Annotated in this window: 15 protein-coding genes; 4 read left to right on the top strand and 11 right to left on the bottom strand. The window is 41.9% G+C overall.

The features are described from left to right. The first annotated feature begins 176 nt into the window (after nucleotides 1–176). Entirely contained in the window at nucleotides 177–1,319 is a 1,143-nt protein-coding gene (locus tag I8J31_RS05980; protein WP_199467362.1) for a Fic family protein, read from the top strand. Here the strand turns inward: I8J31_RS05980 and I8J31_RS05975 are convergent. The 9 genes from I8J31_RS05975 to I8J31_RS05935 all read right to left on the bottom strand — a co-directional run bounded on the left by I8J31_RS05975 (nucleotide 1,300) and on the right by I8J31_RS05935 (nucleotide 9,081). Further along, nucleotides 1,300–1,449, bottom strand: a complete 150-nt coding sequence (locus I8J31_RS05975) for a homocysteine S-methyltransferase family protein (RefSeq protein ID WP_233402619.1) — start codon at nucleotides 1,447–1,449, stop codon at nucleotides 1,300–1,302. The two genes, I8J31_RS05980 and I8J31_RS05975, sit on opposite strands and share 20 nt — an antisense overlap. Next, a complete protein-coding gene (locus tag I8J31_RS05970; protein WP_199467361.1) occupies nucleotides 1,427–2,143 on the bottom strand; it encodes an aspartate/glutamate racemase family protein in 717 nt (238 codons plus the stop codon). The genes I8J31_RS05975 and I8J31_RS05970 overlap by 23 nt, the downstream gene beginning before the upstream one ends. 1 nt (nucleotide 2,144) lies before the next feature. Further along, nucleotides 2,145–2,960, bottom strand: a complete 816-nt coding sequence (locus tag I8J31_RS05965; protein WP_199467360.1) for an ABC transporter permease — start codon at nucleotides 2,958–2,960, stop codon at nucleotides 2,145–2,147. A 1-nt stretch (nucleotide 2,961) separates the two neighbouring features. After that, on the bottom strand, nucleotides 2,962–3,819 hold the full coding sequence (locus I8J31_RS05960) for an ABC transporter permease (RefSeq protein WP_199467359.1): 858 nt from the start codon (nucleotides 3,817–3,819) through the stop codon (nucleotides 2,962–2,964). An 81-nt stretch (nucleotides 3,820–3,900) separates the two neighbouring features. After that, nucleotides 3,901–5,232, bottom strand: a complete 1,332-nt coding sequence (locus tag I8J31_RS05955; protein ID WP_199467358.1) for an ABC transporter substrate-binding protein — start codon at nucleotides 5,230–5,232, stop codon at nucleotides 3,901–3,903. A gap of 20 nt (nucleotides 5,233–5,252) precedes the next feature. Further along, complete coding sequence (locus I8J31_RS05950) at nucleotides 5,253–6,281, bottom strand: ABC transporter ATP-binding protein (RefSeq protein WP_199467357.1); 1,029 nt, start codon at nucleotides 6,279–6,281, stop codon at nucleotides 5,253–5,255. A gap of 242 nt (nucleotides 6,282–6,523) precedes the next feature. After that, complete coding sequence (locus I8J31_RS05945) at nucleotides 6,524–7,612, bottom strand: MBL fold metallo-hydrolase (protein WP_199467356.1); 1,089 nt, start codon at nucleotides 7,610–7,612, stop codon at nucleotides 6,524–6,526. A gap of 430 nt (nucleotides 7,613–8,042) precedes the next feature. Further along, on the bottom strand, nucleotides 8,043–8,579 hold the full coding sequence (locus I8J31_RS05940) for a GNAT family N-acetyltransferase (protein ID WP_199467355.1): 537 nt from the start codon (nucleotides 8,577–8,579) through the stop codon (nucleotides 8,043–8,045). Between the two features lie 118 nt (nucleotides 8,580–8,697). Further along, entirely contained in the window at nucleotides 8,698–9,081 is a 384-nt protein-coding gene (locus tag I8J31_RS05935) for a GNAT family N-acetyltransferase (RefSeq protein WP_199467354.1), read from the bottom strand. Between the two features lie 180 nt (nucleotides 9,082–9,261). Here I8J31_RS05935 and I8J31_RS05930 point away from each other — a divergent pair, with 180 nt between their 5' ends. Together I8J31_RS05930 and I8J31_RS05925 are read left to right on the top strand one after the other, a co-directional pair. Next, on the top strand, nucleotides 9,262–9,507 hold the full coding sequence (locus tag I8J31_RS05930) for a type II toxin-antitoxin system CcdA family antitoxin (protein ID WP_199467353.1): 246 nt from the start codon (nucleotides 9,262–9,264) through the stop codon (nucleotides 9,505–9,507). Continuing rightward, nucleotides 9,507–9,824, top strand: a complete 318-nt coding sequence (locus I8J31_RS05925) for a CcdB family protein (RefSeq protein WP_199467352.1) — start codon at nucleotides 9,507–9,509, stop codon at nucleotides 9,822–9,824. Before I8J31_RS05930 ends, I8J31_RS05925 begins: the two co-directional genes overlap by 1 nt. 99 nt (nucleotides 9,825–9,923) lie before the next feature. Here the strand turns inward: I8J31_RS05925 and I8J31_RS05920 are convergent, their stop codons facing one another. Together I8J31_RS05920 and I8J31_RS20840 are read right to left on the bottom strand one after the other, a co-directional pair. Continuing rightward, entirely contained in the window at nucleotides 9,924–10,394 is a 471-nt protein-coding gene (locus I8J31_RS05920) for a GNAT family N-acetyltransferase (protein ID WP_199467351.1), read from the bottom strand. Nucleotides 10,395–10,523: 129 nt separating this feature from the next. After that, nucleotides 10,524–10,682, bottom strand: a complete 159-nt coding sequence (locus I8J31_RS20840) for a hypothetical protein (RefSeq protein WP_233402606.1) — start codon at nucleotides 10,680–10,682, stop codon at nucleotides 10,524–10,526. 592 nt (nucleotides 10,683–11,274) lie between these two features. Here I8J31_RS20840 and I8J31_RS05910 point away from each other — a divergent pair. After that, nucleotides 11,275–12,291, top strand: coding sequence for a methyltransferase (locus tag I8J31_RS05910; protein ID WP_199467349.1), 1,017 nt, complete (start codon nucleotides 11,275–11,277; stop codon nucleotides 12,289–12,291). Nucleotides 12,292–12,662 lie beyond the last annotated feature (371 nt).

Raw genomic sequence — 12,662 nt, 5'->3', positions numbered from 1 at the left:
GAAGAGAGGCTTCGTTATCACTAAACCTAAAAATCTAATGCTAACAAAACCCTTTGTATGTAGTTGATGGATTAGATAGTATGTAGTTGTGTTTTTATTTTTTTGTAGTTCCTTGTGTTTTTATTTTTAATAAAAATTAGTTAAAACAATGTGTTGTTATATTATGGTGTAGTTATATGTTTTTTAATGAGGGGGTTAAATTAAGATTGGTTAGCCCTAGTTTTGATTCCGATCTGACTGATTCCTTGATTGAGTTAAATCATTTGAGGAGGTTGAAGTTACAGGGGACGACCAAGCCATGGATATTTTTTCAACTCAAAGATATTTTTCATATTTTAGAGAGTGTTGGTTCAGCGAGAATTGAAGGCAACAGAACGACAATTTCAGAATATATTGAAAGAAAAATTCAGCAAGAAGAAAGATCAAACGAAAGGTTCTCTGAAATCGCAAACGTAGAAGCTGCGATGGACTTTATAGAGAAGAGTATCAGTGAGGGCACGGAGTTCACTCATTACTTTATTAAACAGTTGCATCAACTTGTTGTCGGTGAGTTAACGGATGAAGGAGATAGAACTCCAGGCGCATATAGAGCTTGGAATGTAGAGATATCTCAGTCTTTACATACTCCGCCGGATCATATTCAAGTTCAATCTTACATGGATGAACTTCTCAGCTTTATAAATGAGGCGGCTGCAGATAAATATGATTTATTGAAAACAGCCGTTGCTCATCATCGCTTTACATGGATACACCCATTTGGAAATGGGAATGGACGCGTGGTTAGGCTACTTACTTACGCTTTAATGATTAAGTATGGTTTTAACGTAAAAGATGGAAAAATAATAAATCCAACGGCTGTTTTTTGTAACGATAGAGACAAGTATTATGCATACTTGGCAGAAGCGGATTCAGGTTCAGATGATGGTTTATTAAGCTGGTGCGACTACGTATTGTCGGGGATTTTGGAAGAAGTAACCAAGGTAAACAAGCTCTTGGATTTTGATTTTCTCTACAAAAACATTTTAGTTCCAACGATAAAGCTTGGTGTTGATAGAGGCTATATCAACAAAGAAGAGGCAAAGGTTTTAAACCTCGGAATTTCTAAACAAAGCTTCACCGCGAGTGAACTTGATGAAGCATTTGATGGGTTAACCAGTAGGCAAAAAACACATTTGATTTCGAAAATGAAAGAATCGGGTTTTATAAAGCCTTTAAAAGAAAACGGTAGAACCTACTATGTGAGCTTTATGAACAACTTTTTAATGCGAAGTCTTATTAAAGTGTTAGAAAAAGAAAAGTTCATCCCCTCAATTGACTAATAGAGCTTTTAAGCGACCTCTTTTTCAAACTATTTTTCCATTCTGCGAGTGCCTTAATATGACTGGGTTTTATACCGCCGCAGCCGCCTATTATGTTCGCGCCAAAGCTAGGTGTGAGGTTTCTTCTCAGGAAACTGGTAGCTTAGTTTTTTACTGGTGTTGAGGTTTAAATCGATTAAGGCTTCTGCAAATTTAATGGCGCTGCGTACCCCATCCACCACAGGGACACCTAAATCCGTTTCTAAACGAGTTACCCAGTGGCTCATTCCCGCGCAGCCGAGTATCAAGGCTTCCCCATGATGTTGTTCCAGAGCATCATGAGAAGCTTGTAGGAGTCGCTGGTAACTGTTTGGATCGGCTTCTAACTGCAGTACCGGAATACCGGAGGCAAATACACCCGCACAACGAGAGGCTAGACCATATTGGCTAAGGTTTCTTTCCAATATGGGAACGGAGCGCTGCAAGGTGGTCATGATGCAAAACCTTTGGCTAATAAAACTGGCCGCGTGCATGGCGGCTTCACCAATCCCGATAACGGGCGCTGTTGTCAGCTCGCGTACCGCATCTAACCCCGTATCGTCAAAACAAGCGATAACATAAGCGCTGGCCTTCTCTGATGAAGCGGAACTTTCGATATCACGAACCATTTGAGTCAGATGAAAAGCCGCTAATGCGCCATCACTGTGGCCCTCAATACTGGCCGGACCTTGCTCGGATGTAACAAACCGCAAAGCGTGATGAACACCTAATAACCCCGCGGCCTCTTGTTCTAATATGGTCGTCATACTGGATGAAGCGTTAGGGTTAATTACAAATATCGTCATGTTATGCCTTGTTAGAATAGGAACGTCGTGTCCAGCGTAAAATACATAAGGTAATGATAATCAAGGAAAAAGAAGTCACAGTAGTCAGAGTGCCCAAAGCATAAAGCACGGGCGTCGTCACGTTGGTCGTCATGGCAAACAGCTCAAGGGGCAGGGTATTAAAACTGCCAGATGTCATCAGCGTACGGGCGAATTCATCCCAACTTAAGGTAAAACCAAACAGTCCAACACCAATAAGGCTAGGCGCCAATAAAGGCAACAAAACGTATTTAAAGGTTTGCCAATGGGAAGCGCCAAGGTCAGCAGAAGCGGTTTCGTAGCTAGGGTTAAAGCGATTGAAAACCGCAAACATAATCAGCAAGCCAAAAGGTAGCGTCCACGTCAGATGCGCACCAAAGCCAGAAGAATACCAATTAGACTCCCAATCCATACGGTCAAACATCAAACCAATCCCCAAACTCACTAAGATAGAAGGAATAATTAAACTGGTTAATGTGAGATAGAATAAAAACGAACTGCCAGCAAAACGCTTACGAAACGCCAAACCCGCCAAGAAAGACACCACCACCGTGGTTACCATCACGCTTAAGCCTAGGGTGAAAGAGCGCACAATGGCATCGCCAAAATTCCCCACCGCCTGTTTTTGAAACAGCTGTTCAAACCAATATAACGAGACGCCTTGCATGGGGAAGGTTAAACCGCCCCCCGGTCCCTGAAAAGACAGCAAAGCAATCGTGAGCGTAGGGCCGTATAAAAACAGCACAAAGACAGCAAAGAAAAGGCTCAGAAGATAAAAGCCAGTAGAGCGTTTTTTCATATTAAAGCTCCTTACGAATATCAACCAAACGGAACAGAATGACCAAAATTAAGATAACGGTAAACAGCAAAACAACCGCCCCAGCGGCGGCCGCCGGATATTGCAGCAAAGATATTTCGTTATAAATGAGCGTCGCGATATTGGCCCGAATACCACCGCCCATAATTTTCACCGTCACAAAATCCCCCATGACGAGGGTGAAAACAAAAATGCTGCCAATAATAATGCCGGATTTAGAAAGCGGAATGACCACATCCCGAAGGATATGATAAGGCTTGGCACCAGCATCAATAGCCGCCTCTATTAAGCTTTTATCAATACGCATCATACTGTTAAAAATCGGCACCACCATGAATAAGGTATAAAGGTGAACATAAGCCAACACAATGGCGAAATCGCTGTAGAGCAAAAACTCCAAGGGAGCATCGGTAAGCCCCGCAGACTGTAATCCTGAATTGATCAAACCGTTACGGCCTAATAATGGAATCCATGAAATCATGCGAATGATATTAGAGGTTAAAAACGGGATAGTACAAATCAAAAACAACAGGGTTTGCATGCCGTTTGTTTTGATATGAAAAGCTAAAAAATAGGCGACAGTAAAGCCTATGAGCAAGGTGAGTAGCCAAGCAAGAAAGGCGTATTTAAAGGTATTTACATAGGCCAGCCAAGTGACTTTAGAGGTCAAAAGGTACTCATAATTGTCGAAGATAAAGTCAGGAATAATGGAATACTCGTTATAATCCCAAAAACTGACCACGGTGATAACAAACAGAGGAAACACCAAAAATGTCATCAGAACCAAAGTGAGCGGCAATGACTGCCAATAACTACTGACATTTTTTGTATTAATAAGCATGTATAAACTCTACTCTTATTGGTGGGTGGAAGTTCTCAGCCAGATAGTTGTACTGACTGAGAACTGAGTCATCGTCGCTTATTAAGAGACGATAAATTCGTTCCACTTACGAATCATGTGACGGTTTTCATCCATTACAGAGTTCCAACAGGCAACGGCCCCCATTCGATCCCAGTAAGATCCACCATCACGAACCGCGCCAGCTTTTTCCATCAGATCGCCTGTTGGGCTTAAGATCGCCCCTTGAGCAGGTTTACCCTCGATCCAATAGCCCCATTCGTCGTCTGTCATAAAGGCTTTCGAAGTCGAAGGTGCCGCACTGTAATACCCCTGACGGTTCAGATAGGCACCGACCCAACCAGACAAATACCAATCGATATATTCATAAGCGGCTTCAAGTTCTAAACCAGACAAGTGGCCTGCCAACCCAAGACCACCACCCCAAGCACGATAACCTTCTTTTAATGGTTGGTATTTACAGGCAATACCTCGGCTACGAACGGCGGCCACGGCAGGAGACCACATACTTTGAATGACCACTTCACCAGACGCCATCAAGTTAACCGACTCATCAAAAGACTTCCAAAAAGCGCGGAATTGCCCGGCTTTTTTAGCGTCTGTTAAAATCGCCATGGTTTTATTGATTTCGTCTTTCGTCATGTTGCCTTTATCGCCATAGGTGATTTCGCCCATGGCTTCACAGATCATCGCGGCATCCATAATGCCAATGGCAGGAATATTCAGAATAGACGCTTTGCCTTTAAACGCAGGGTCCATAATGTCGGCCCATGAGGTAATATCACGACCCACTAAATCTGGGCGTATACCTAAGGTATCGGCGTTATAAATAGTGGGAACCAGAGTCATCCAATCCGTAGGCGCTTTGGCAAAAGAGGTTGAATCTTTACTTTCTACGAAACCGACCGTATGAGGTGCGGTACCCTGTGCAATGGTAGAGTCTTTGGTTAATTTACCGTTAATGAAAAGAGGCGAAATTTTGTCGAAGTTTTTCAGTTTACGGACATCCAAAGGTTGCATGTTTCCAGACGGAAACACCTTCTTACAAATCCAATATTCAATGTCGGCAATATCGTAAGATTTTGGCTGAGTAATGGCCCGCTGTGTCACGCTGTCGGAATCCAGAGAAGTCAGCTGCAAATTAAAACCGAGATCTTCTTTACATTTATCGGCGATAGCATTGAGATTTGATACACCCGTACCAAATTGTCGCAAGGTCACATCCTTAATATTCTGTGCCCAAATCATAGGGAACCCAGAAATGGCGGTAGCGCCTACGGCCCCTTTTAATAGAGTTCGACGTGATAAAACGCCTGTCTCTTTGGTACTGCTTTCTTTTGGAACGTCCGTGTCGAGAGCTACTTGCGTTTCAGGCGTGATTTTTGAGTCTGTCATCGTGGTTTCCTTTTAAGCTTTTAGTTAGGGTGGAAGGGGTTTATGTTATCGAGTGCCCAGCTCAACTGGACGTGTAAAGCAGGTATTGCAAGGTCTTGTGGGAGTTGGTCTTCAGGGATATAGCACATCACCTTTTGACCATCTGCCAACCGTGTTTCAACAAAGTAAAATTGCGCCTGAAACTCCACATCAAGAATTTCAGCCTTGATAGAAACATGATGTTCTTCCGTGTTTGCATCCAAGGGGGCAAGGCTTATTTTGTCGGAACGGATAGAAAACGACTCGGCCCCATTAAGAGGAGATGGGTCATTTAATGTATTGGCTTTTAAAACATTGTGGCCGCCAATAAAGTCGGCAACAAAAGCAGAAGCGGGTTTTTCAAAAATGGATTTTGGATGACCTTGTTGCTGGATAACCCCATCGGCCATGACCACGGCTAAATCCGCTAACGCAAAAGCCTCTTCTTGGGAATGAGTAACATGGATAAAGGTTAAACCGAGCTTGCTTTGTAACTGTTTTAATTCTTTACGCATTTGTATACGAAGAAAGGGGTCAAGTGCAGAAAGTGGCTCGTCTAAAAGTACCACGTCGGGTTTGCATATTAATGCTCGTGCTAAGGCGATTCGCTGTTGTTGACCGCCAGAAAGTTGATCAGGGCGCTTATCTGCAAAGGACGCCATATTCACAAGGTCTAGCATCTCCATTGCTTCTTTGGTTCGGTCTGCTTTATTTAAACCGGCGATCTTCAAGCCGTAAGCCACATTGTCTACACAGCTTAAATGAGGGAATAGGGCGTAATTCTGAAACATCATTGCCGTGCCGCGTTTGCGTGGGGCCAGATCCGTCACGTTACGAGAATTTAATACTATATCGCCAGAGGTTACCTCCTCATGGCCTGCAATCATGCGTAATGTGGTGCTCTTTCCGCACCCACTGGGGCCCAGTAAACAACAGTAGCTGCCAGAGGCTATTTTTAAATCGATGCCATCCACAGCGATTTTTCCATCATAGCTTTTGCTTGTATTAATCAGTTCAACACCCTTTACCATAAAAGCCTCAAAGAATGATTTCAAGATTGTATACAAGATTAGCAAGCTTTGTACCAAGTTTGATCGAGGGTCTGCAAGGCCCTATTCTTGGAAAAATTGGCTAGTGTTAGGGCAAGCGAGTGACTGTTTTGATGGTTTTTTGTACCGTTATGGTGCGGAGCATAATGTATTGACGACAGTTTTTGTGCCGGAAGGCATTTGAATGGTGAGCTAGGGGAAGAGGGGAAGTCTGCTTTTAGTTATCAATATTTCTTCTGCCACCAGCGTTTTTTACTGGTGGGGTCGCTAATACTAAGGATTTGACCAAATTCTGGTGTACTAAGGTTAACATCCCGTTTTATCGCTTCAGCAAGAACCCTGTCTAAAGGGTCGTTCCATGGATGAAAAGCAAGATTAAAGGTACAGTTGTGGATCGGCATCATGACCTTACCTTTTAGGTCTATATGAGCCTGAACGCTTTGTTCTGGTCGCATATGTTTGTATGGCCAGGCTTTATCATAAGCCCCCGTTTCTACCATGGTTAGGTCAAAAGGTCCGTACTTGTTACCAATGTCTTTAAAGCCTGCGAAATAGCCTGAGTCGCCGCTAAAATACAGGCTAAATGTGGGGGTTTTAATGACCCATGATCCCCACAAGGTTTCATCTCTATCACTTAGGCTACGTCCCGAAAAATGCTGCGACGGCGTGAAAGCCACCAAGCCTTTGCTGGTTTGTTGTTCTTGCCACCAGTCGAACGCTGTTATTTTATCGTCACTGATGCCCCAAGAGGTTAAATTACCATCCACACCAATAGGCACCAAAAACTGCTCTGTTTTACTGGACAAGGCCAGCACCGTGGCCTTGTCTAAATGATCGTAGTGATTATGAGAGATCAGCACCTTACTGATAGGAGGTAAGTCTTCCAAGGAAATAGGGGGCTGGTGGAAACGCTTAGGTCCTAAAAACTGAAAAGGGGAAGCACGTTCAGAAAACATAGGGTCAAGCAACCAATACTCACCGTATACCTTAAGCAAGATAGAGGAATGTCCTAACTTAGCAATGTGCAAGGTGTCATCACTCAGATTATCCAAATCGGTTCGGCTAATCGCTTGCACAGGAATCACCATATTAGGCTGGGTGTTGGGCTCTTTCCCGACTGCCGCCCGCCCTAATATTTTTAGAACATCACCCACCGATTTAGAAGGCAAATCAGCCGTATTATGAAAAACACCGTCTTTGTAGTGATCTGACTTGTCTTTGTCCATGGCTTTCAATGAACTGGAAGGGTTAGCTGCACAACCGACAAAAAAGAGTAGGGTAATAGAGGACAGAAGAAGCTTTATCAATATCATCAAAAGTGCCCTTAAAATGGAAAATACTATTTTGTTATTTGAATGAATGGATAAATTATCATAATAGTTGCGTAGAAGAAGGTCTTTTACCCTTGAGTTTGCATATAAGGCATCGCGCTTTTACTATTCTTTCGATGGCATCATGGCTTAAAAGAAAGTCCGATAAGGGCCTTTTTACTTTCCTTTAGACCAAAGCTTTGTGGCTCTGAAAAAAGTTACCAGTCCATAAAGACAGAATAAACTTGCAGCCTCAAAGGCTTTTTAAAAATCCAAACACTTGATATGACGAGTTTTGAGAGGTGGCCTGTTAAAATTAATTCTTCCTTATCCTTATCTATTTACACATGACGCAGGTATAAACGGCGAGCAACTTTGTTGTGAACCCAGCACGCGAAGTGTGCGATTTTGCCTGTATTTATTATGTGTGTTGCTACCATAGGTCAGGATTATTTAATGCCTCTACACATTGAGTAGGGCCAGCGATAGCCTCGATTTTTTTACCATCAAGTGATTGCGCAAGCCACCCAATTGGCTGGCTTAGAGGGTAAGGTGCTTTTACAATATTTTCATTGATTTTCGCGAAGCCAGTTTTTGAGTAGTAACTTGGATTACCATATGTGAAAACTAAATTGACATTTTGCGAGCTAAGATAATCCAGACCATATTGAATTAGCTTTTGGCCAATACCTGTACCCTGAACATTTGTTGAAACAGCCACTGGTGACAAAATAAATGCTGTTGTGCCACTAGGCACAGTAAAACGGCTGAAGAATATACAGCCAACAAAAACCTCATTTTCTTCTGCGATGCAACCAATTAAATCTTGTGGTTTGGTGGTAGTAATTAGATTTGAAACAAAATCAGCAATCACTTGCCCTTCTGCTTCGCCCTCTGATGCAGAGAATACACTTTTGAAAAGATCGATAACGCTCTGGGATTCAGATTTACTGAATAATGAAAACTTCATATTTTTTGACCTCTGGCACTATCTCTAACATGCATATAACGCAGCTCGCAACCGAGTCGAAGGCCCGCACGTCAGTAAAGCGGAGAGGCAGCTAATGGCCTAGTGTTGCAGGGCCTTGTTACATGGTGGAGTATAGATGCCCTTCTTCTCCATCTTTTGTGAAATTCACCGTGCGTTGCCAACTCAACTTTTCTGCTACTTGTTGACTGGCGGTATTCTCATTAGCAATGAAGATTTTTAACTTACTTAAATCAAATTCACTAGCAATCGTTTGAAGTACGAGCTTGCAAGATTCGGTTGCGATTCTTCTTCCCCAAAACTTCTCTCGCAAGAAGTAGCCAAAATCAAAGATTCCTTTTTCTGATTTAACACCACAAAAACCGATAAGTTCATCAGATCCAGATTCTGCCACAACGAAACGTGAAGGTGATTCAAGCTCTGATTCAAACCATTTTTTAGCTTCGCTGTCGTTAAGTGCTCTTCTTGGGCCTAGGAACTTCATAACATTGCGTCCTGGACTAAGTCAAAAACAGCTTCCTTAGCGATAATCCTCAAGTCCCTGAGATAAATATTCGTCATAGTTATTAATATATGTAACGCTGCTGTAAGCGGTGTCCGTTTTACAGCTTTGTTAAATGATGTATTATGCGCACTGATATGCGCATAGTGCAGGAGCTCGACAATGCATACCTTATACGATGACAGTGCCCCCAAAAAATCAACAAACCTTAGTATAAACAGTGACTTACTAGCAAAGTCCAGAGCGCTAAACATCAACCTCTCAGCCACTCTTGAGCTGGCGCTTAAAAACCAACTTGCTCAGGTGGAAGCTACCAAATGGGCAGAAAATAATAAACCAGCGATTAAAGCTTATAACGAATTCGTGGAACAAAACGGGGGCTTTGGCGATGAATTCAGGAACTTTTAATGGCTCAGTTTGATGTGTATCGCAACCCAAGTAAAACGACCCGGAAGTTTTACCCTTATCTTCTAGATATTCAAAGCCCCTACATTTCTGACCTGGCAACTAGAATTGTGATTCCACTTGGGCTTGTATCATTTTTTAAAAATGAATCGATGGATATTTTAACCCCTGAAATTACTTTTGAAGAAGAAGGCTTATTGTTACTGACGCCACAAATGTCTTCTATGCCATCCAATCTATTGAAAGAACCTGTCGGTACCTTAGTACACTTTCGAGATCAAATAATAAACGCAGTAGACTTTGCTATCTCTGGCGTTTAACACTGCGTTAAGCGACAAAAAATTGTTGGCTAAGATGCTGGACGGAGTGAAACAGCCAACTGTTTTTGTCCGTTTGAACACCTTGTTAGTAATATTTTATTACAATGCCTGTCTCATTTTACGACCACCAACAGGAGTTAAACCATTTTTTTGATAAAAATTTAATGTCCTTTCAAATTCGGGTAAAGGTGGAGTGCATAATTCAATGCATGACCAATCATGTAGCTTCCCGTATTTTTTAACTTGTTCGATTAACGTAGAACCAACACCTGAAGCTCTAAGTTCAGGTGAAACATAAAACTCTTGAATTACACCAATTTTGCCACCAGCGTATAAAGCATATGTTTCAGTAAAAGTAACAACGGCAATAGACTTATTTTGATATTCACCGATAATCGCAGCGTAATGACCGTCACGAATTAGTTCACGACAACGCTCAATTGTACTATTGAGGTTAATATCAAAATGCTGTGCTTTGGTTAATTCACATATTTCATTTGTAAGATCAACAACCAAAGAACCTATGGTTTCTGAATCCTCTAATTTAGCTTCTTTAAAATTAATTTGCATACAGACTCTTGAATATTGCTAACGCCCAGCTAAGCCGCCGGAACGAAGTTGATTGTTTTGTGCGAGCGTAGCGAAAAAGCACAAAACGAGCAACGCAGTGGAGGTCGGTTTGAGCTGATTGTTATGTATTTAGCTGAGGCGCTCAACGCTTTTTGCCCAAAATGTAATTGAGCCATTAGATGCTTCAAAATCTCCGACATAAATACCCAGTGATTCAAGTCCATGCGACTTAATATCTTCAATGAACATTCCACCCGTCGCCCAAGGAAATCCTTTTTCTATCTCCAAGTCTTGAGGCCCCCAAAATCTGAGACAAACAACCTCACTGTCTTTCTTTAGGTGCAGATCTATATAGGATTTTGAGTTATCTTTCTCTACAAATTTGTATGAGAAACAATCAATATCATATAAGTGTGGCGACTCTACTATTGGGTGATAAATTCGGTCCATATATACCTACACATAACATTTTAATAGTGCGCATGCTCATTTACACTTTTTTGAAAGCCTATCAAAAACTACCTAAGTAATTTATTTAATTCACTTTTATAGCCTTATAAACAAAAACTGGGAAAACGAGCATGCGCGTTATTTCATTTATCCACAGCACGTTATTTTTTAGCTGAGAATCCTTATGCCTTGATACTAAAACATTTTCCTATTTTCCATTTAAAAGCCTATCGTTTGATATGACAGACTTTGAGAGGTGGGTGGCCTGTTTAAATGTTTGAGAACCTTAACATATAACGTGAACATCCACTTTAATGTACTCTTTTTTATTATCCAAGCCTGAAAATGAAAAATCTCTTGTTCTGCCGATAACAAATTATTATTGTTTTATTGCTTGTATTTTTACAGCGATGGATTGGGAGTTAGCAGTATGAATAAAGAGATGGCTAAAGCACCACCTGCAAATATGAAGCAAATCATGATACAGATGGTGTCATCAAGATGCCTAAGTATTGCAGCCAATATGGGGATTGCCGACACCATTGGCGATACACCTTACCCCATCAATCTATTAAGTGAAAAACTAGGTGTTGATGAGAATGCCTTATTCAGACTGATCCGTGTGCTGTCTACCCAAGGGATATTTTCAATCGACGAACATCAGATCATTTCAAACACGGAGATTTCAGACTATCTAAAAAGCGATGTTACCGGATCGCAAAGAAATTTTGCCAGAATGATGGGCGGCTCGTGGATGTGGAAAGCATTCAACAGTTTAGAGTACTCAATCGAAACGGGAAAACCTGCTTTTTCTATAGCTTTTCCCGACAGTGATAATCCCTTCGAGTATTTCAAGCATGACAGCCCTCAAGATGGCAGGATTTTTAACCATGCCATGTCGGATTTCTCATACAGTTTTGATAAGCCACTCGTGGATGCCTACGACTTTAGCTCTATGAGCCATGTTGTTGACTTAGGCGGTGCAGAAGGGTGTTTACTTAACGCTATTAAGTCGGAATATCCTAAGGTAAAAACTACACTTTTCGATTTGCCTGAAGTTATTCTTCAAAAGCAAGGGACAGATACACCTGTGGAATTTAATCTGGCAGGGGGAGACTTTTTCCAAAAAATAGAGCCTATTGCTGATTGTTATACCATTAAGTATGTTCTTCACAACTGGAATGACGATGCCTGTATAAAGATTCTTGAGAATTGCCGAAATGTCATCAAGGATAATGGCCGATTGCTCATTATGGATATGCTGATTAAAGAAGATGAGCCGCAAGTATTCGAGAAATCTCTGGATATTGTGATGCTACTTTTACTCGGCGCAAAGGAACGCTCAGCACAAGAGTTTGAAGACCTACTCGCCAAGGCGGGCTTTAAAATCAACCGGGTAATTCCCAGCAAATGCCCGCTGAGTATTATTGAAGCCGTACCTGTTTGACAACTTCTCCAGACTTCAAAGTGCGGCCGGAATGCACATGCACAGCATCCACTGTACAACAAGGTCTTGGTGACTCTCGACCCAGACAAACTAAGTTCGACACAATCCTGATTGTGCGACCATGAGTAGTTTTCGAGTCCGTTAAAAACAATCTTCCTCACGACAGCAAAAATAATTTATGCCTTACGCCATCAAGCGTCTTGCTAAACCTGATGCAAAACCAAGGCAATGACACGTTTTGGGCTGAAAGTCCGACAAAAGATTTTTTGGTTACTTTTTTATCGATTGAAAAAAGTTACCCGCCCAGCAGGGCGGAATAAAACTCGCAGCTCAAAGCATTTGAACGGAAGCAGATAAAACCATAACCCCTC

It is taken from the genome of Marinomonas transparens (genome assembly GCF_016463975.1).
In the GTDB taxonomy this organism is placed as follows: Bacteria; Pseudomonadota; Gammaproteobacteria; order Pseudomonadales; family Marinomonadaceae; genus Marinomonas; species Marinomonas transparens.
Note: the sequence above shows the minus strand (reverse complement) of the source record. Positions and strands in the feature narration are given on the sequence as shown.